At 58.8% G+C, this 19,548-nt stretch carries 18 protein-coding genes and 1 other RNA gene; 16 read left to right on the forward strand and 3 right to left on the reverse strand.

What is annotated here, in order from left to right; translation table 11 throughout:
• Positions 1-2: 2 nt before the first annotated feature.
• The 12 genes from recO to rnpB all read left to right on the forward strand — a co-directional run bounded on the left by recO (position 3) and on the right by rnpB (position 13,721).
• Positions 3-752, forward strand: a complete 750-nt coding sequence (recO, locus tag AC6I6H_RS00500; RefSeq protein ID WP_497949325.1) for a DNA repair protein RecO — start codon at positions 3-5, stop codon at positions 750-752.
• Positions 753-1,015: 263 nt separating this feature from the next.
• Positions 1,016-1,696 carry a DUF559 domain-containing protein gene (locus tag AC6I6H_RS00505; protein ID WP_497949328.1) on the forward strand — a complete coding sequence of 227 codons (681 nt, stop codon included), beginning with the start codon at positions 1,016-1,018 and terminating at the stop codon, positions 1,694-1,696.
• Positions 1,697-3,052: 1,356 nt separating this feature from the next.
• Entirely contained in the window at positions 3,053-3,943 is an 891-nt protein-coding gene (glyQ, locus tag AC6I6H_RS00510; RefSeq protein ID WP_497949333.1) for a glycine--tRNA ligase subunit alpha, read from the forward strand.
• The gene (gene glyS, locus AC6I6H_RS00515) at positions 3,936-6,011 is read left to right on the forward strand and encodes a glycine--tRNA ligase subunit beta (protein WP_497949337.1); all 2,076 of its coding nucleotides are present in this window, start codon (positions 3,936-3,938) and stop codon (positions 6,009-6,011) included. The genes glyQ and glyS overlap by 8 nt, the downstream gene beginning before the upstream one ends.
• A gap of 9 nt (positions 6,012-6,020) precedes the next feature.
• Positions 6,021-6,857 carry a pyruvate, water dikinase regulatory protein gene (locus AC6I6H_RS00520; protein WP_497949340.1) on the forward strand — a complete coding sequence of 279 codons (837 nt, stop codon included), beginning with the start codon at positions 6,021-6,023 and terminating at the stop codon, positions 6,855-6,857.
• A 78-nt stretch (positions 6,858-6,935) separates the two neighbouring features.
• Positions 6,936-7,385 carry a YaiI/YqxD family protein gene (locus AC6I6H_RS00525; protein WP_497949342.1) on the forward strand — a complete coding sequence of 150 codons (450 nt, stop codon included), beginning with the start codon at positions 6,936-6,938 and terminating at the stop codon, positions 7,383-7,385.
• Between the two features lie 64 nt (positions 7,386-7,449).
• Positions 7,450-9,300: a DNA primase gene (gene dnaG / locus AC6I6H_RS00530; protein WP_497949344.1), complete on the forward strand. Its 1,851-nt coding sequence runs from the start codon at positions 7,450-7,452 to the stop codon at positions 9,298-9,300.
• Between the two features lie 27 nt (positions 9,301-9,327).
• Positions 9,328-10,458, forward strand: coding sequence for an RNA polymerase sigma factor RpoD (rpoD, locus tag AC6I6H_RS00535; RefSeq protein WP_497949346.1), 1,131 nt, complete (start codon positions 9,328-9,330; stop codon positions 10,456-10,458).
• Between the two features lie 101 nt (positions 10,459-10,559).
• Positions 10,560-11,378: a hypothetical protein gene (locus AC6I6H_RS00540; protein ID WP_497949349.1), complete on the forward strand. Its 819-nt coding sequence runs from the start codon at positions 10,560-10,562 to the stop codon at positions 11,376-11,378.
• On the forward strand, positions 11,379-12,146 hold the full coding sequence (locus AC6I6H_RS00545) for a tRNA (adenine(22)-N(1))-methyltransferase (protein WP_497949351.1): 768 nt from the start codon (positions 11,379-11,381) through the stop codon (positions 12,144-12,146).
• The gene (locus tag AC6I6H_RS00550) at positions 12,113-13,234 is read left to right on the forward strand and encodes a Nif3-like dinuclear metal center hexameric protein (protein WP_497949356.1); all 1,122 of its coding nucleotides are present in this window, start codon (positions 12,113-12,115) and stop codon (positions 13,232-13,234) included. The genes AC6I6H_RS00545 and AC6I6H_RS00550 overlap by 34 nt, the downstream gene beginning before the upstream one ends.
• Before the next feature lie 71 nt (positions 13,235-13,305).
• Positions 13,306-13,721, forward strand: an RNA gene (gene rnpB, locus AC6I6H_RS00555) — RNase P RNA component class A.
• A gap of 61 nt (positions 13,722-13,782) precedes the next feature.
• Here the strand turns inward: rnpB and AC6I6H_RS00560 are convergent.
• The 3 genes from AC6I6H_RS00560 to AC6I6H_RS00570 all read right to left on the reverse strand — a co-directional run bounded on the left by AC6I6H_RS00560 (position 13,783) and on the right by AC6I6H_RS00570 (position 16,996).
• The gene (locus tag AC6I6H_RS00560) at positions 13,783-14,037 is read right to left on the reverse strand and encodes a hypothetical protein (protein ID WP_497949360.1); all 255 of its coding nucleotides are present in this window, start codon (positions 14,035-14,037) and stop codon (positions 13,783-13,785) included.
• 120 nt (positions 14,038-14,157) lie between these two features.
• Positions 14,158-15,009 carry a spore coat transglutaminase TGL gene (tgl, locus tag AC6I6H_RS00565; RefSeq protein WP_497949364.1) on the reverse strand — a complete coding sequence of 284 codons (852 nt, stop codon included), beginning with the start codon at positions 15,007-15,009 and terminating at the stop codon, positions 14,158-14,160.
• Between the two features lie 118 nt (positions 15,010-15,127).
• On the reverse strand, positions 15,128-16,996 hold the full coding sequence (locus AC6I6H_RS00570; RefSeq protein ID WP_497949368.1) for a S8 family peptidase: 1,869 nt from the start codon (positions 16,994-16,996) through the stop codon (positions 15,128-15,130).
• Positions 16,997-17,187: 191 nt separating this feature from the next.
• Here AC6I6H_RS00570 and AC6I6H_RS00575 point away from each other — a divergent pair, with 191 nt between their 5' ends.
• The 4 genes from AC6I6H_RS00575 (at position 17,188) to AC6I6H_RS00590 (ending at position 19,548) form a co-directional block, all read left to right on the forward strand.
• The gene (locus AC6I6H_RS00575) at positions 17,188-17,694 is read left to right on the forward strand and encodes a DUF3907 family protein (RefSeq protein WP_497949371.1); all 507 of its coding nucleotides are present in this window, start codon (positions 17,188-17,190) and stop codon (positions 17,692-17,694) included.
• Positions 17,695-17,816: 122 nt separating this feature from the next.
• Entirely contained in the window at positions 17,817-18,026 is a 210-nt protein-coding gene (locus tag AC6I6H_RS00580) for a DUF1540 domain-containing protein (protein WP_497949374.1), read from the forward strand.
• Positions 18,027-18,112: 86 nt separating this feature from the next.
• A complete protein-coding gene (locus AC6I6H_RS00585) occupies positions 18,113-18,643 on the forward strand; it encodes a hypothetical protein (protein WP_497949376.1) in 531 nt (176 codons plus the stop codon).
• A gap of 140 nt (positions 18,644-18,783) precedes the next feature.
• Positions 18,784-19,548 carry a lytic transglycosylase domain-containing protein gene (locus tag AC6I6H_RS00590; protein WP_497949378.1) on the forward strand — a complete coding sequence of 255 codons (765 nt, stop codon included), beginning with the start codon at positions 18,784-18,786 and terminating at the stop codon, positions 19,546-19,548.

Raw genomic sequence — 19,548 nt, forward strand, 5'->3', positions numbered from 1 at the left:
CGATGGTGGAGCAAACGCAAGGAATCGTCATCCGGAGCATGGATTACGGGGAAGGCCACCGGATCGTATCGCTTTTGACGGACCGTCTCGGGAAGCTCAGCGTAATGGCCCGGGGCGCCAAGAAGGCGAAAAGCCGGCTGGCCGCCGTAACCCAGCTTTTTACATACGGGGAATACGTGATTTTCCTCGGCGGCGGGCAGATGGGGACCTTGAATCAAGGCGACCCCATTGAATCCCATCAGGAGCTGCGGGAGGACCTGCACAAGGCGGCTTATTCCGCCTATATTGCGGAGCTTGTCGACCGTCTGGCGCCCGAGCGGGAGCCGAGCGCAATGCTGTTCGAGCAGCTGAAAGCGGCGCTCGCGGCGGTCGAGGAAGGCAAAGACGCGGAGATCGTCATGCCGATCATGGAAATGAAGATGCTGGCTTTGGCCGGTTATTTGCCGCAGCTGGACGAATGCGTTTCCTGCGGCGGGGATACGGAGCCTTTTGTCTTGAGCGTGCAGCAGGGCGGCGTACTCTGTTCGCGCTGCCGGCTCCGCGACCCTTCCGCGATTGCTATCTCGCCAAAAGCGCTGCGGCTGTTGCGCGTGTTCCAGCGTACGGACCTGCGCCGGCTGGGCGCGACGGACGTGTCCAAAGAGACCAAAGCGGAAATCAAGCAAGTCATGCGGTCGTTTATGGACATTCACATGGGCACCCGCTGGAAGTCCCGCGATTTTCTCGATCAGATGGAGAAATACGGGATTTAGGCGGAGCTTCCGCACGACGTGCAGGTTGCTGTGCAGTGCGCCTCGGTTGGCGAAATGAAGCGCCTGTGAAATCATCGCCGCGACCCGTACGGTCCGGTTTGGAGTTAAGGGAAAAGTCTAACTAGAGCTGGTGCGGTTAGTTTTCCCTTTTACCGCTGGAAGATAACTGCTAGTATAATATTTAGCTCTACGTGACGAAGAACGTCCTTCATTCCTTTTGCGAATGAGGGACGTTTTTTTATTTTATATAAGGAGTGGTTAAAATGAGTTTTGCGGAAGCCCATGAACGGTTCCTGAGGGAGCATCTTCAGAAAAGAACGGGAGAACGGAAGGGGCGATTGGAAAGAGGACATGGCGAGGCGGAAAGGCTTTTCTGTGAGCAGGTGTGGTGGCCTTTAGTCGGCAGCTTTCACGGCTTGCACCCGGAGTACGAAATATTGGACTGGCGAGGGCGCTCGTATTTTTGCGATTTTGTCTGGCTAACGGATGCCGTAAAGCTAGTCATTGAGATTAAGGGCTTTGGCCCCCACGTCCGCGACATGGACCGGCAAAAGTATTGCAACGAATTGAACCGGGAAACGTTCTTGACCGGGATGGGGTATGAGGTCATTTCCTTTGCTTATGATGATGTCGCGCATCGTCCGGAGCTTTGCGTTACGCTGCTGCGGCTGGTGATGAGCCGCTACCGGTTGGATGACGCGTCGGCGGGCTTGAGAAATATAGCGGAAAGGGAAACCATGCGGCTTGCCTTTTTGCTGGGGCGGCCGCTGCGCCCGATCGACGTGCAAAAGCATCTCAAGCTCAGCCATCGCACGGCGGTTCGAACGCTGCGTTCGCTTTGCGGCCAAAACCGCCTGTCAGCTCGCATGGGACCCAGCGGAACGTACGCAGTGGCCTACGAACTTTGCTCCGGAACAGGAGGCCCGCTTGGGCTTTTCAAGTAAAGGACACCCATGCTAAAAGGCTGACGGGTGTCCAAAGAGCTTCACAAGCACAGTACGGAAAAGGTGCGAGCGGCCGGGTGCTTAGCAGAAACTCAATCGGAGCCCAACTGGAGCCTACCGCCTACAAGGAACAGAGCGCCACAGAGGCTGAATAGGTGCTTAGCTGGAGCCTCGAAGGGAACCCCATTAGGAACATTGCGCAACAGGAGCCGAGCGGATGCTCACGGGAACTGATGCTAAGAGGAGTCTAAGAGGCGGCACACAGGCGCTCAACTTTTTTCGGATTATTGTTTTTTCTGCTTTTTCTGAGGGGATGTTTAAACCAGCTGGTTATGTTGGAATTTCAAAGATCGTTCCTTATATCTAAGCTCGCCGTGAAGTAGAGCTGCTTTAAAAACGGAGACCATCTCTGTAACCGCTGAATGATGCAAAAATGCAGGATATTTCAATGATTTGCGAGGATAGCGGGATGATTAATGCAAATGTGCAGGATTATTAGCCGCAGAAGCTTATTTTGCGTCGCCGGAGAAAATAATGATGCACATTTGCAGGATTAGATCTTAAAGTTAGGAGGAGGGTAAAAGAATAATGCACAAATGCATCATTAAATAACTGGAGGACGAGGACAGGGCCGGGTTTATATTGGACGAAGAAAAGCCGGATTGAAAACACACTTTACACGTTTAGAAGGCGGAGTGTGGAATAAAACGTATACGGTCCCGACATCCGACCGATCGGAAGGAACCTTCAATCCAGTCCGAATGCCCGCTAACCGGAAAGTGCTTTTCTTCAGCAATATGTTTGATATACGATGGCTCACAGTTACCTTATCCAAAGCGGGGGCTTTTCGTTCGCAACTTCGGACATGGGAAGCAAACCGCGGCGCTTCCCAGGGAGCCAGCGGAGCGCCACCGTCCGGCTTCCGGCTTGGGAAGCAAACCGCGGCGCTTCCCATCAGGGAGCCAGCGGAGCGCCACCGCCCGACTTCCGGCTTGGGAAGCAAACCGCGGCGCTCCTCATCCGGAAGAACCCACGGAGCGCCACCGCCCGACTTGACAAGCAAACCGGCCGTGTAGTAGCATAAGTACCACGATTGCCATAGTTGGCGCCATGAGGGAAAGTAGTACGCGAAAGAAGCGGAGTCAAGCGAGCCGGGGGCGGTGGAAGCCCGGTCTCACGCGTTCGGGGAAGGCGTTCCGGAGTGCCGATACGTTTAAAAAAGAGGGCCGGCCCGTCAAGCAGCCGGTCAAGTAGGGTGGAACCGCGGGAGACGACGCTCCCGTCCCTATGTCCGGTCGCACGGGCATAGGCGACGGGAGCTTTTTGCGCATTGCACAAAAAAACGGAGGGGATTTTGTGAATTTCCAGCAGATCATTTCCACACTGCAGCAGTACTGGGCGGAGCAAAACTGCATCATCGTCCAGCCGTACGATACGGAGAAAGGGGCGGGCACGTTTAACCCGTCGACGTTCCTCCGCAGCCTCGGCCCGGAGCCGTGGAACGTCGCCTACGTGGAGCCGTCCCGCCGGCCGGCAGACGGCCGTTACGGGGAAAACCCGAACCGGCTGTACCAGCATCACCAGTTCCAGGTCATCATGAAGCCGTCGCCGGACAACATCCAGGAGCTGTACCTGGAAAGCCTGCGCCGCCTCGGCGTCGATCCGCTTCAGCACGACATCCGCTTTGTCGAAGACAACTGGGAAGGCCCGACGCTCGGCGCGTGGGGACTCGGCTGGGAAGTGTGGCTGGACGGCATGGAAGTGACCCAGTTCACCTATTTCCAGCAGGTGGGCGGAATCGACACGTCTCCCGTTTCGGTGGAAATCACGTACGGGCTGGAGCGCCTCGCCTCCTACATTCAGGACAAGGAAAATGTCTTCGATCTGGAATGGGTGAACGGCGTGACCTACGGCGATGTGTTCAAGCAGCAGGAATACGAGCATTCCAAATACACGTTTGAAGTGTCCGACGCCAAGATGCTGTTCGGACTGTTCAACACTTACGAAGAGGAAGCCAAGCGGGCCCTGGAGCAAAACCTGGTGTACCCGGCTTACGATTATGTGCTGAAGTGTTCGCATACGTTCAACCTTCTTGACGCGCGGGGCGCGATCAGCGTGACCGAACGGACCGGTTACATCACGCGGGTGCGCAACCTGGCGCGCAAATGCGCGGGCACGTACCTGGAGGAGCGCGAGCGCCTAGGATTCCCCATGCTGAAAGAGAAAGGAACGGTGCAACATGGCTAAGGATCTGCTTCTGGAAATCGGGATGGAAGAGGTTCCGTCCAAATTTGTGCGCGCCGCCTCCGGACAGCTGGCGGACAAAGTGGCCGCATGGCTTACGGAATCCCGCATCGGATTCGAACAAATCGACCGCTACGCGACCCCCCGGCGGCTGGCCGTGCTGGTGCGCGGCGTTGAAGAACGGCAGCGCGACGAAAGCGCAGAAGCGAAGGGTCCGTCCCGTAAAATCGCTGTCGCTGAAAACGGCGAGTGGAGCAAGGCAGCGCTCGGTTTTGCGCGCAGCCAGGGCGTAGAGCCGGCCGATCTGTTTTTCAAGGAAATCGCCGGCGTCGAATACGTGCATGCCGTCAAAAACCAGGTGGGCGTCGATACCGCCGAGCTGCTGGGCGCAGGCTTGACGCAGCTGGTGCAAAGCATGAGCTTTCCCAAAAACATGCGCTGGGGCAATCACGAGCTTCGTTTCGTGCGGCCGATCCGCTGGATCGCCGCGCTTTTCGGCAGCGACGTGGTAGACATGGAAATCGCCGGAACGGTCTCCGGCCGCACCACCCGCGGACACCGGTTCCTCGGCCAAACGGCCGAGCTGGCATCCCCCGCTGATTACGAAGCGGCGCTCAAAGAGCAATTTGTCATCGCCGATTACGACGAGCGCCAGAAGCTGATCCTGAACCAAATCGAAGCGCTGGCAGCGGAAAAAGGCTGGGTCATTCCGGTCAAGGACGATCTGCTGGAAGAGGTGCTTTTCCTTGTCGAGTACCCGACCGTGCTGTTCGGCTCGTTCAATCCCGACTTTCTGCACATCCCCCAGGAAGTGTTGATCACTTCCATGCGCGAGCATCAGCGGTATTTCCCGGTTCTCGACGCGGCCGGCAAGCTGCTGCCGCATTTCGTTACGGTCCGCAACGGCAATGCCGAGCATCTGGAAACGGTAGCCCGCGGCAACGAGAAGGTGCTGCGCGCCCGGCTTTCGGACGCCCGCTTCTTCTATGAAGAGGACCAGAAGATGTCGATCGAGAGCGCTCTGGAGCGGCTGAACACCATCGTCTTCCAGGAAGAGCTTGGCACGCTCGGCGACAAGGTGCGCCGCATCGTCGCCATCTCCGCCGCCCTCGCCGGCCGGATCGGGACCGACGCCGCTACTACCCGCCATGTGGTTCGCGCCGCCGAAATCTGCAAATTCGACCTGGTCACCCAAATGGTCTACGAATTCCCCGAGCTCCAGGGCACGATGGGCGAAGATTACGCGCGCAAGCTCGGCGAAGCGGAGGAAGCGGCCAAGGCCGTCAACGAGCACTACCAGCCGAGATTTTCCGGCGACGCCGTTCCGCCTTCCCTGACCGGCGCCATTGTGAGCCTGGCCGACAAAATCGACACGATTGCCGGCTGCTTCTCGATCGGCATTATCCCGACCGGTTCCCAAGACCCTTATGCGCTTCGCCGCCAGGCCGCCGGCATTGTGCAAATTTTGCTGGAGCACCGGCTTCCCGTCGGGCTGGGCGACCTGTTCGACATCGCCCTCACGGTGCTCGGCGAAGCGAATTTGCTGAAACGGGACCAGGGGGAAATCCGTATTACCTTGTATGACTTTTTCAGTCTGCGCATGAAAAACCTGCTGTCCGAGCGCGGCATCCGCTACGACATTGTGGACGCCGTGCTGGGCGCGGGATTCGATAGTATCGCCGGAGCGGTCAACCGGGCGGATGAGCTGGCGATTGCCGTGCAAAACCCGGCCTTCAAGACCGCGGCCGAGTCTTTCACCCGGACTGCCAACCTGGCCGCCAAGGCCGAAAGCGACGAGGTTCACGCCGACCGGTTCGAAACCGAAGCCGAGCGTGAGCTGTACCGGGTATGGCAGGAAACCCATCCCGCCGTCAGCGCGCATCTTGCCAATACGGAAGCGGCCGCGGCTCTCACGGTGCTGCAGGGCTGGGAGCAGCCGATCACCGCTTTCTTCGACGCCGTTATGGTCATGGCCGAAGATCCGGCCGTCCGGGCCAACCGGCTGGGCCTTCTGTCCAGGCTCGCGTCCGATGTCCGGCGCTACGCCGATTTTTCCAAACTGGTCTGGTAGGTGAACCGCATGGGAGAAGAGCAGCGCATTCCGACCGTTTTTGTCGTTTCGGACTCGGCCGGAGATACCGGAGAAGCCGTCGTCCGGGCGGCGGCGGTGCAGTTTTCGCCCGCCGTCGTCGCCATCCGGCGCATTACCTTTATCCAAAGCCGCGCCGCGGTTGACCAGGTCATCAAGGCAGCCGCGGAGGTTCGCGGCATGATCGTCTTTACGCTGGTCGTTCCGGAGCTGCGGGACTACTTGCTGGAGCAGGCATTGATGCGCAAAATCGTGTGCATCGACCTGCTCGGCCCGATTATCAGCAACCTGGAAAGCTTGCTCCATACCAAATCCCGGCATGAGCCCGGCATGATCCACGAGCTGGACGAGGACTACTTCAAGCGGGTGGAGGCCATCGAATTCGCCGTCAAATACGACGACGGGCAGGATTCGTCAGGCGTGCTGAAGGCGGACATCGTGCTGGTCGGCGTTTCGCGCACGTCGAAGACGCCGCTGGCCATGTACCTGGCCAACAAAGGCTTCAAGGTGGCCAACGTGCCGCTGGTGCCTGAGCTTAAGCCGCCCAAGGAGCTTTTTACGATCCCCAAGCGAAAAATCGTCGGGCTCCGCATCGGGCCGGATAAACTAAACGCCATCCGCAAGGAACGCCTGAAGGCGCTCGGCCTTCACGGCGAAGCCAATTACGCCAAAGCGGAACGGATCGAGCGAGAGCTTGATTATTCGGCGGAGATTATGAAGAAGCTCGACTGCGTGGTGCTGGACGTGACGAACCGCGCCGTCGAGGAAACCGCGAGCCTGATTCAGGACATGTTCCGGGCGAGCCACCAACATTTTACGGACCGGTAAGCAAACGGGCAGGATTTTTTTTCAATTGGGCGTATATTAAGTAGTAGCAATTCAAACCAGACGCAGGCGGTTAATAACATGCAGAACGCTTCTCGCAAAATTCTGGTGGATGCGGACGCTTGCCCCGTCAAAAAGGAGATCGTCCGGACCGCCGGAAAGCACGGCGTGCCCGTATGGATGGTCGCTTCGTTCGATCACCGGCTTGAGCCGGCCGAAGGCGTTTCTGTGTTTCAGGTCGACCGGTCCGACCAGTCCGCCGACCTCTTTATTGCAAACCGGATAGCGGCGGGCGACGTGCTGGTAACGCAGGACTTCGGCCTGGCCGCTCTCGGCATTGCGAAAGGGGCGACCGTGCTCTCGAACCGGGGGCAGATCTACTCCGACCGGACGATCGATTTTTTGCTGGAAAAACGGAACGAAAGCGCCAGAACCCGGCGCGGCGGAGGAAAAACAAAAGGCCCGAAGCCGTTTACGGATGCGGACCGCGAAAAATTTCTACAAACTTTGACAAAAGTTTTATCCAGCTAGCAGGAGATATTCCTCACATACGCGAATACGTTAATACGTGTCCATGAGATGCAGGTGATGGCAAATGAGCTACGGGCGCATTCCCGACGAGGTGATCGATTCCGTCCTGAAGCGTCTTGACATCGTTGACGTGGTTAGCAAGCATGTGGCCCTGAAGAAGCAGGGAAACTACCTGAAGGGGCTTTGCCCGTTTCATTCCGAGAAGACCCCGTCGTTTACGGTCAATCCGGAAAGGCAGATTTATCACTGCTTCGGCTGCCAGGCGACAGGCAATCTCATTCACTTCGTCATGGAAATCGAAGGGTATACGTTTCCCGAAGCGGTCCGCCAGCTGGCCGAGGATGCCGACATCCCGTTCGAGCGGGAGGGGGAGCCGGAAGAAAAAAGCCGGGAGCGCAAAACCCGGGACGTTCTTTATGCGGCGCATGAATTTGCCGCCCGGCTGTACCAGCACATCCTCACCGGAACCAAACAGGGCCAGAAGGCGCTGGATTATATCCGGTCGCGGGGGCTGACGCAAAAGGAAATCGACTTTTTTCAAATCGGCTGCGCCGCCGACAGCTGGGATCTGCTCGCCCGGCAGCTGGAGAAACGCGAGTTTTCCCTGCCGCTGTGCGAACGGGGGGGGCTGGTGTCCGCGAAGGCGGACGGAAGCGGCTACCTCGACAAGTTTCGCGACCGGCTCGTATTTCCGATTCACGACATGACCGGCAAAGCGATCGCGTTTGCCGGGCGGTCGCTCGGAGATGCGCAGCCCAAGTACCTGAACAGCCCGGAATCCCCGCTTTTCAACAAAAGCCGGAGCCTGTTCAATTTTCACCGTGCGCGCCCGGTGATCCGCAAAAAGGGACAAGCCGTTCTTTTTGAAGGATACATGGACGTTATTAAAGCATGGGTAGCGGGGGTTGAAAACGGGGTCGCCACGATGGGAACGGCGCTTACAGACGAGCACTGCGCGATATTGCGGCGCAACGCGGACGAAGTGATCGTTTGCTACGACGGCGATTCGGCCGGCCAGAACGCGGCGTTCAAAGCGCTCTCGATCCTGGAAAAAGCGGGGCTGCAGGTGAAAATCGCCATGCTCCCGGAAGAAAAAGACCCGGACGAGTTCATCGCCGCTTACGGACCGGCGCGGTTTATGCGGGAAATCATCGAGGGGGCGGTCAGTACCGTGAGGTACCGGCTGCATTACGTCAGAAGAAACTTCAATTTGCAAAGCGAAGACGGGCGGCTGCGTTACCTGGAGCTGGCGGCCCGCATTGTGGCCGAGCTTCCCTCGGCTCTGGAGCGCGAGCATTACGCCAAAGAGCTGGCCGGGGAGTTTTCCATCGGCTACGAGGGGTTCAAGCAGGACATGAACATGGCCCGGCAAGATTTCCTGAAAAAGACAGAAAACAGGGATAAGAACGAAAAAACGTGGAATAATGGTAGGAATAACGGGAACGGTGCGGGAAAACACCCCTCTCCGGGGCGCGCTTATCATCATGCCGAGATCCGTTTGCTGTCCGCCATGATGCACGACCGCGAGATCGCCGAATACGTCCAGGAAAAGCTGGGCGACGAATTCGTGACGGAGACCCATGCGGCCCTGGCGGCTTATTTGTACGCTTTTTACGCCCAGGGAAACGAACCCGATGCCAGCCGCTATCTGGCCGCCCTTCAGGACGAGAAGCTGGAATCCGCGGCGGGCGTCATTCTGATGCTGGACTATCCGGGCGTCAGCCAGCAGGTGCTGGACGACTACATCCGGGAAATTCAAAAATATCCCCGGCAGCAAGCCATCCTGCAAAAGAAAGAAGAGATGGTTCGGGCCGAGCGGACGGGAGATATCATACTCGCGGCGCGAATCGCAAGCGAGATCATAACCCTGGAAAAGCAGCTGAAAGCTTACGGACATGACACTGACCACGCGTGACCGATTCCGGGGAGGAGGGAATAGAGAATGGCAAACGACCAGCACACCAATGTCGAGACGGAACTGACTCTTGACCAGGTGAAAGAGCAATTGATCGAGCTCGGAAAAAAACGTTCATCTCTCACGTACAAGGACATCATGGAACGGCTTTCTCCGTTTGACCAGGACGCCGACCAGATCGACGAGTTTTTTGAGCATCTGGGCGAGCTCGGCATTGAAGTCGGAAACGAGAACGACGACGACGAAGATATGCCGATCAGCCGCGAACGGGACGAGCAGGATGGCGACGATTTCAATTTTGACGACGATCTGTCGCTTCCTCCCGGAATCAAAATCAACGACCCGGTTCGGATGTACCTGAAGGAGATCGGACGGGTTCCGCTTTTGTCGGCCGAGGAGGAAGTGGAGCTGGCCAAGCGGATCGAGAACGGGGACGAAGAAGCCAAGCGGCGGCTGGCGGAAGCCAACCTGCGGCTGGTTGTCAGCATCGCGAAGCGGTATGTCGGTCGGGGGATGCTGTTTCTGGATTTGATCCAGGAAGGAAACATGGGGCTGATCAAAGCCGTGGAGAAGTTCGACCACAAAAAGGGCTACAAATTCAGCACCTATGCCACCTGGTGGATCCGGCAGGCCATTACCCGCGCGATTGCCGACCAGGCGAGAACGATCCGGATTCCCGTGCATATGGTGGAAACGATCAACAAGCTGATCCGCGTTTCCCGGCAGCTCCTGCAGGAGCTGGGGCGGGAACCGGCGCCCGAGGAAATCGCCAAGGAAATGGAGCTCAGCACCGACAAGGTGCGGGAGATCATGAAGATTGCGCAGGAGCCGGTTTCGCTGGAGACCCCGATCGGCGAGGAAGACGACTCGCACCTGGGGGATTTCATCGAAGACCAGGAGGCGCTGGCGCCGGCCGACGCAGCCGCCTATGAGCTGCTGAAGGAGCAGCTGGAGGACGTGCTGGACACGCTTACCGAGCGGGAAGAAAACGTGCTGCGGCTCCGCTTCGGGCTGGATGACGGAAGAACGCGCACGCTTGAGGAAGTCGGCAAGGTGTTCGGCGTTACCCGCGAGCGCATCCGGCAGATTGAGGCGAAGGCGCTGCGCAAGCTGCGGCATCCGAGCCGAAGCAAGCGGCTGAAGGATTTTCTTGAATAAAGGAAGAACGACCTTTTTCTTTTCCGGGAAAGGTCTTTTTTTCCACATGGGGCTTTCGGATAGGCCCGCTCCCGATTTTACAAGCTTGGAGGCGAAGCCGCGTGGATCATGAGAAACGCGCCGTAATTGTCAAAGAAATCGAGCATTGGCGGCGCAACCGCGTGCTGTCGGAGCAAAACTGCGACTTTCTGCTGAACCTGTACCGGGAAGAAGAGACCGGCAAACGGATTATGGGCATTCCCGCCGAGAAGATCGTGGAATTCCGGCTGCAGAACTGGCTTCTAATCATGTCCTTGTTTGGAATCATTTTCTACATTGGTTTTCATTTTATCTCTTTTCCCTTCCCGATGCAAATTGCGGTTTCCGCTCTGGCCGTTCTTCTTCTGTATGCTGTCGGGGTAAGGCAGCGGCTGAAGCGGCCTGCCGCGTCGTTTGCCTGGCTTTGGGCCGGAGCGCTGCTGGCCAGTGCCGCAGGGCTCTACTTGCTGGCGTCGACCGATGCGCCGCCCGCTGCGTTTGCCGGCTTTCTCGGAGGCGTTGCGCTGTTCTGGTTTGCCACCGGTCTCACCTCGCGCTTCGCCTCCTTTCAGTTCGGGGGCCTTGTCGCGGTGCTGGTGCTGTACGGCTGGCTGTTCAGCCTGACCGCGCCGAGTCCCGACTGGATGGCCTTGCAGCTGGGCTGGATTCCGCTTGGCGGGATCATCGCCTGGATCGGCTTCCGGCTGCGGGAGGCGGGAAACCGGAGCGGCCCCGCTTACATGGGCGCAGGCGCTCTGATGGCCATCGGGCCGGAGATCTACGGGATCGCGCTGACGCAGCTCCCCGCCGGCTGGCTGGAAGCGCTGCTCGGGCTGAAGCTGCTCGCGGTCGGTCTTCTTTTGTTTGCGACAAGAAAAAAATGGACGGTGTGGTTAGCCTAAATGGTGACATTATCAAAACGGTTGGAAGCGATCGCGAAGCGTGTGCCCGAAGGCAGCCGGCTCGCCGATATCGGCTCGGACCACGCCCTTTTGCCGGTCTCTCTGGCACAGCGGGGGAGAATCGTCTGCGGCGTGGCCGGGGAACTGAACAGCGGTCCTTTTCAAGCGGCGCTTAAACAGGTCAGGGAAGCGGGACTGGACGGTGTCATCCAGGTTCGCCAGGGAGACGGGCTGACCGTCCTCGAACCGGGGGAAGCGGATGTGGTTACGATCGCAGGGATGGGCGGCAGCTTGATCCGCGACATCCTGGCGGCAAGCCCGGACAAGCTCGCGGGCGTCTCCCGGCTGGTGCTGCAGCCGAACGTCGGGGAGGACCAGCTTCGCGCGTTTCTTCTGGACACCGGCTGGTGGCTCGAGGACGAGGAGCTGCTGGAAGAGGACGGCAAGCTTTATGAGGTTTTAACGGCCGTCCGGCATCCGGAGGCGGAGCAGCGAAACCAAAGCCTCTATGCGGATCGCCCGCTCGGGAGCATTGTGGCCGGCCAGGAGCTGCTGCTGCGCATGGGTCCTTACCTGGTGCAAAAAGGCGGAGAGGTGTTCCGGCGCAAATGGGCGGGGGAGCTTGCCAAATGGGAGCGGATTCTGGACCGGCTTGCCTCCTCGGACCTGGAATCGGCCCGGCAGAAGGAAGAAAGCGTAAGGCGCGACATCAAGCAGGTTACGGAGGTGCTGCAATGCTTGTCAACGGACAAACCGCAATCGCCATGATGGACCGGCTTGCGCCGAAGCATCTGGCGGAGGAAGGCGATAAAATCGGCCTTCAGCTCGGAACGCTGGAAAAAGAAATCACGGGCATTCTGGTGGCGCTGGATGTGAACGACGAGGTCGTGGAGGAAGCCATTGCCAAAAACTGCAACCTGATCATCGCCCACCACGCCATTATTTTCCGCCCCTTGCAGCAGCTCCGGACGGATATGCCCGCCGGCCGGCTGTACGAAAAGCTGATCAAACACGACATCGCCGTCTACATCAGCCACACGAATCTGGACGTGGCCGAAGGCGGCATGAACGACTGGATGGCGGAAGCCGTCGGCATCGATACCGGCAAAGTAACGGCGATCAAGGACATCCATACCGAACAGCTGTACAAGCTGGTGGTATTTGTGCCCAAGGACCATCATCAGAGGGTGCTTGACGCGGTCTTGAACGCCGGCGCGGGCTGGATCGGCAACTACAGCCACTGCAGCTTTAATATCGAAGGATACGGAACCTTTATCCCCCGGGAGGGGACGGACCCGTATCTGGGCGAACAGGGCAAGCTGGAAAAAGCGGAGGAAATCCGCATCGAGACCATCGTGCCCATGTCCATCCGGAGCAAAGTGGTTCAGGCGATGCTGAAGGCGCATCCTTACGAGGAAGTCGCTTATGATCTGTACCACATGGATTTGAAAGGCCGCGCGTTTGGACTCGGCCGGGTCGGCCCGCTCCGGACGCCGGTCTCGCTCGCCGAGTTTGCGGAGACGGTCAAGCAAGGGCTGAACGTCAGCCATGTCCGTGTCGTAGGCGATCCAGACAAGCTGCTGCGGAAGGCGGCCGTGCTCGGCGGCTCGGGCGGCAAGTTCTGGCAAAGCGCCGCCTTCCGGGGCGCCGATGTGCTGGTCACGGGCGACGTCGATTACCACACCGCACAAGACGCGCTGGCCGCCGGAATCGCTCTGATCGACCCGGGGCATAACGCGGAGAAAATCATGAAGGCAAAGGTCGCCGATTGGCTTCGCGAAAAATTGCAGGAGAAAAAAGCGGAGACGGCCGTATTCGCCTCCGAGGTGGATACCGAGCCGTTCCGGTTTCAATAATTTCTTCGCCGGCCAGCGTTTCCCGGTTGCGCTTCCGGGCTGCGGCCGCTATAATTAGTACTATTGTTCGGGAAGTTTGACAGACAATCGCCGGCGGCTTCGGCCGCGGGAGGAAAGTCCGGGCTCCATAGGGCAGGATGCTGGATAACGTCCAGTCGGCGCGAGTCGAAGGATAGTGCCACAGAAACGGACCGCCGATGGCCGGTTCTTCGGAACCGCGCACAGGCAAGGGTGGAACCGTGGTGTAAGAGACCACGAGGGACTATGGTGACATAGCCCCTGGTAAACCCCATCTGGAGCAAGACCTAGGAGGGACGCAGGGGAGCGGGAAACCGCGCCCAGCCTTAGCCCGAGGCGCGTCCGGGTTGGTCGCTGGAGCCGTGCAGCAATGTACGGCCTAGATAGATGATTGTCGCTTCAATGGCGGGAGGGGAGACCCGATCGCACCGCCGGAAGTACAGAACCCGGCTTACGGCAAGCTTTCCGACAACCGCAAAAGCCCGTATGGCGATTACACGCCATGCGGGCTTTTGCGCGTCTTTTTGCGTTCAACGGAAGCCGGGCGGATAGTACCCTTGCGGATAAAAGCCCGGCACGGTCACGGTGCGTTCGCTGACTGTGTAGTAATGCTGGTAAACCGGAACGGTATGGATGCGGTTGATCACTTCGACCGGATGGATGACCGGAACGACCTGCGGGCGGCAGAAGTCGCGCGCGATGACGCGGGGCTCGCAAACGATCGGTTCCACGGCGGCAGGCTTCGTTTCCGGCTTCACTTCGGGTTTGCCGTTGGAATAGGCCATGCTTGGATCGGCTCCTTTACGGTTGGGATCGTGGTGCATTTCCCTATACCATATGTCATCCGGCCATACCGGGCCTGTGCGTTTGTCCGGGATGCGTCCGCCCGGCCCGCCCAAACTGCATCAGGCGGAGTGACGGTGAACGGCATCCCCGATCCGGGCGATGACGAGTCCTTCGCGGAGCGGGACGCCGTCGTCGGGAATGCCGTCGCGATAGGCGCCGTACGGCACTCCGTAAGGGAGGCGGACCCACTGCTCGATTTCCTTGTATCCCGGAGCCACGATAATATCGGACAAGAAAGCGGGGAGCATGCTGCCCGGCCGGCGGTTCCGGTTAAGCGTAGCCACAATTTGTTCGGGCGGGACGATGCCGATGCCATGGCCGAAATAGCGGCCGTCCTCCATCTTGACGGCGTTTTCCCCGATCCACCACGGTGTAAGAGGGGAGACGTCGGGATTTTCAAAATAAACGACATCGCCGGGAAAAGCGCCGTGCGCGGGATCGATCCGGCGGAGATGCAGGTCGCGGTCATAATCCCAGTCATACAGGACGAGACCGGCAAATTTTTGGTTGAATACTGCGTCTCCCACCGTTTCCAGGATGCCCATGTACAGCACAATGACCATCGCCGTGGCGCATTCGAAGGCATAGAGGTACCCATTCCGGTAAATATCCCGGATGGCGTCGGCCGGCGTCGCGCCGGGCGCCAGGCGGAAGCCGCCGTTCGGCTGGCGGATCCAGAAGGCCGGGTTGCAGACGGATTTGGCAAAGGTGGCGAATCGCGCACCGCTTGACGCCAGCCGTCTGGAAGCCGATAAAATGTTCGTCCGCATGGTCAGCTCGAATTGCAAGGAGGCGGGAGTGGCATAGCGAAAAACAGCGGGCGACGCCAGCTTTTGCTCGTAAATAAGCCGTTGCGGAAAAGGGAAATTCTCCGGGGGAACCGGCGGCGCTCCGTCCGCGAAAACAATCATGGGTCATACCTGCCTTTCCTGGGCGGATGAGATAGTCCATGATATGTGCCGATCGGGAAAATGCCACACGGATTCCGTGAAGGTTCCGGTAAGACAAACGATTCCAGCAGAAGAGCGTTCAGTAGGCGCGGAAAATGGAGCGGAAGAAGCGCATGAATGCGCCGCCCGCCGTGCTGCGGCCGGGAACCATCTCCTCGCTGCCGACATCGGCCTGCGCCGTGCCCCGGGCGGCCAGAAGCGCCTGGTCGACCGCGATTTCCCCATGCCCGAAGTAAGCATCCGGCCCGCCGTTTCCGAGATCAACGGCCGTATTGCGCATGATGTCCATCACTTCGGTGTTCTTCAGGCCGGGATTGGCCGACCGGATCAGCGCGGCTAGGGCGGCGACATGCGGGCTTGCCATCGAAGTGCCGGAGAGCGCCGCAAACTGGCCGTCGGGGTAGGTGCTGGCGATGTTGACGCCCGGAGCGGCCGCATCGATGTAATCGCCGTAGTTGGAGAAAGACGCCCGGTTGTTCGCGTTGTCGGTGGCGGCAACGGCGAATACCTCGGGATAGGCCGCCGGATAGCCCGGCTTGTTCGTGTTATCGTTGCCGCTTGCGGCTACCAGCACTACGTCGCGGTCGTAGGCATACTTGATCGCATCGTGCAAAAAGTCCGCTTGCGCATAATTGCCCAGGCTCAGGTTGATCACCTTGGCACCATGGTCCGTTGCCCAGATGATGCCCTGCGCCACATTATAGGCATTGCCCGCGCCTGAGCTGTCCAGCACCTTCACCGGCAGAATGGGGTTGTTCCAGGTGACGCCGGCGATGCCGAGCTCATTGTTGACGGCGGCCGCGATGATGCCGGCCACGTGAGTGCCGTGGCCCACGTCGTCCTGCGGAGCGGCCGTCTCGTCAATCGCGTTATACCCGGAGAGCAGCCGCCCCTTCAGGTCCGGATGGTTCAGGTCCACGCCGGTGTCGACTACGGCCACAATGACATCGGAGCTGCCCTTGGATGTCCGCCACCCGGATTCCGTGTTGATCAGGGGCAGGTTCCACTGGTACCGGCTGTACAGGGTATCGTTCGGCAGCTCTTCTCCTGCGGGAGCCGTTTCGTTGGTCATGTACAGGTAATGCGGCTCGGCGTAATCCACATTGTGCTTGCGGAAATAGCGCTGCAGCCGCTTAAACGTCATGTTCTTGGACCGGAACACGTAGCTGTAGCCCATCCGCTCGAAGCCGGACGCGCCGATTTCCTTTTGAATCTGGAGCAGCTGCCGCTCCGTCGGGGCCTTTTTGAACTTAACGATGACTTCGTTATCGTAGTAGTGGCTTTTGCTCTGGTTTTGCTCCGCGCTTTTGACGGACGTTTCCCTTCCGGGGGCTTTGCCCGCTTCGGCTGCGCGCATACCCGGTTTGCGGGCCGGATCGGGATAAATGATCAGCCGCAGGCTGCGCCGCGATTCCGCCTCCACCTTGGACAGAATGTCACGCCGAAAGATACCGAGCACGCCCTGCACGCGGTCTCTGGACGGAAAGGCGATGGCGACCGCCTTGCTGCTGCCGCTTGGAAGCGGCTCCGACCGGTACGCCGAGCCTTTGCGCATCGCTTCCCGAGCATTGGCCAGCACGCGGGCGCGGTCCTTTTCCGACAGCTCCGCATTTCCGACGCTGAACGCCCGGCCTTCTTTCAGGACATCGAGCCAAACGAGCTGCTTGATGCCCGGATGGGATTTGAGGCTGTTTGCGAGCAAGGCTTCCCTTTGCTCTGCGTCCGCCTCGAAAAGCCGCTCGGCGAGTTCGCCGAGCTCGGTCAGGTTCTGCCGGTCGGACAGCTGCTGCGTCAGGTTGACGTCCTGCTGCACCACCAGCGTTTTGGCCGTTTTTTCTCTGTAGAGCGCCGCCGTCCGTCCGGTGCGGTCGGCATCGCGGTCGGCGCGTGTGACCAATAGCACTCCGGCGAGCAGAAGCAGGGCGGCGGCCCAAGTCCATTTTCTCATCACATAACCCTCCCAGGTGGAAAAAGCGCGTTTTGCGTTAGCTTGGAAATCCGTCCGGGCTTTTATGCATGCGCTGTTTTACCGGTACCGTTTGTGTTGAAATTATGGTAGGATGAGTATGGTTCTTTGGCGATGAATGAACATCGTTTTGCGTATAGCCGACGAACGGATGCCTGAGGAGGAGCGGAAAGATGGTCATGTCCAACACAGTGAAAACGTTAGCGGAATCGACAAGGGCAAAATTGAAGGAAGCAATTGCCAGACTGGAGCAGTTTTTGAACGAGCACGCTTTGAAAGACCTTCTGCAGGGAGAGGAAAACCCGGACATGATCGAGTTTTACCGGGCGTACCTGCAGGATGCGCGCCATTTGCTGGTGTTCTGCGAAGTGGCATACGAACGGCTGGGCGTCAGTCTCCGAAGGCCCCAATTCCAGGACGCTTACGCCGAGAAAGTCCTGTATGAAATCTATCACAACTGCATCAACAACTTTTTCTACCCGAAAAACGAATGCTATTCCGAGGACGGCCGGTATGCTTATACCGGACAAGACGCCCTTCGCTTCCGGAAAAAGCCGGTGCGGGCAGTCCGCGATCTGACGGTCGAGCTGTCCAAAGTTTTTGAAGTGCTGCGGGAAGACCTGGCCTATTACGAATCCGATTACATCAACCAGAAACGGATGCAGGGCGAAAAAGTATAACCGAGAAAATAATCAGCCGGAGCGGCATGCCGCCCCGGTTTTTTTACGCCTGAAATTGGACGGACGGCGCGGAATACGGCTATTGGCCAGCGGGGAAACTGAGCAGAAGGAGGTGAGCCACGATGCCCGAAGTAAAGTGCAGCGTGTCCAACTGCAAATATTGGGCCGAAAACAACAATTGCGCCGCCAGTGCCATCATGATCGACATTGACAAGCACGCGGAAGTGAATTACGACGCCGAATTCGCGAACGACTTTGACAGCAAGGAGCACAAGGACAGCGCGAAAAGCAGCAAAAATACTTGCTGCCATACGTTTGTTCCCAAACAGTAACCGCACCTGGAGCCTGGCCAAGGCCGCAAGCAAATCAGCCGCCGCGCTTCGCCGCGGCGAAAGAAGCGAAAGGGGTGCCAGTAGCAATGGAGGAAAACAGGAACAACAGCCGGTTTCCTTCGTGCGGAACTCCTGATGTTTCCTTGGAGAAACGGCAGGAGGACTACCGGAAGCTGCAGCAGCAGATGGAATCCGGGCATTTTGACGGCAGGGACACGGAATTCGCCGCCGAGCTTGCGGCCAACCGGCAGCAGGCCGCAGCCGGCAAGAAGACGGCCGGGCCGATGCGCGCATACGGCTGGTATGCGGCGGAGGACCAGAACGCCCGGCGGGCGGCGCTGGGAGTGGAAAACAAACCGTCCGACCAGAGGCTTCAGCGGGCGGAAACACAGGACCGCGAGCCCGCAGTTCCATCGCTTGCGTCCGATACGATCGTCGGCTGGATTGCGCTCACCGTCGCCATTCTTTCCTTGTTTGTTTTGCCGGCCCCGCTCGGCATGACGGCCGTGCTCATCGGCGCTTATTCCGTCATCCGGGGCAACCGGGCGCTTGGCTCCTGGGCGGTGCTGATTGGTTTCGTCAGCTTTGTCATGAGTTTTCTGACGTCCTTTTATTGACCCCCTTACGGGGAATGCGCCGCATGCCGGAAAATCCGGCTTCTGGTACCGGGGAAATAGGCCTAAATAAGGGTGGAAGCCAGGCTAAAAAGCATGTACAATAAAAGCAACATCCGCATTTGAAATGAGGCTTAAACGTTATGAGCATGGACCCCCGCATTCTGAGCCAGCTTCTCCGGATGCAAATGAACAGCTCGTCATCCGGGCTGCCGCTCGGCAATACCGGTTCGGCCGGAAACGACAATGTTTTCGGTCAGCTTCTGGATACGCTGCTCGCTTCCGATTCCTTGTCTTCTTCCGGCAGTCAGGGTATGATTCCCGCGGAATACGCATCGTTCATGATGCCGGGCAGTCTTTACCCGGACAGTCCTTCGTACGGAGCGACCGGCGATTATGGTTCGCTTTCCGCTGCGGGAGGAGACGCGCTTAACGGACCGCTGGCTGCGCTTGGGCGATACAGCGTCCCGGCAGCGCTCAGCTCGCCGAGCGCATACGATCCGATTATCCTGAACGCTTCCGAACGGTATGGCGTTCCCGTCCCGCTGATCAAAGCGGTCATCGACCAGGAATCGTCCTTTAACGCAAGCGCGGTGTCTTCCGCCGGCGCGAAAGGGCTGATGCAGCTGATGGATGGCACGGCCGAGGGGCTAGGCGTAACCGATTCGTTCGACGCCGAACAGAACATTCACGGGGGAACCAAATTCTTGTCTTACCTGCTGCAGAAGTACGGCGGCGACGAGCAGATTGCTCTGGCCGCGTACAATGCCGGTCCCGGCCGCGTCGACCGTCTCGGCATTGCCAGCCGGGCCGACCTGATGGAAAAATACGGCCAGCTGCCGCAGGAAACGCAAGCTTATGTACGCAGCGTGATCGGGAAAGTGCCGCAGTATCAAGCGGCCGTGTAA

This window comes from Gorillibacterium sp. sgz306347 (assembly GCF_059735245.1).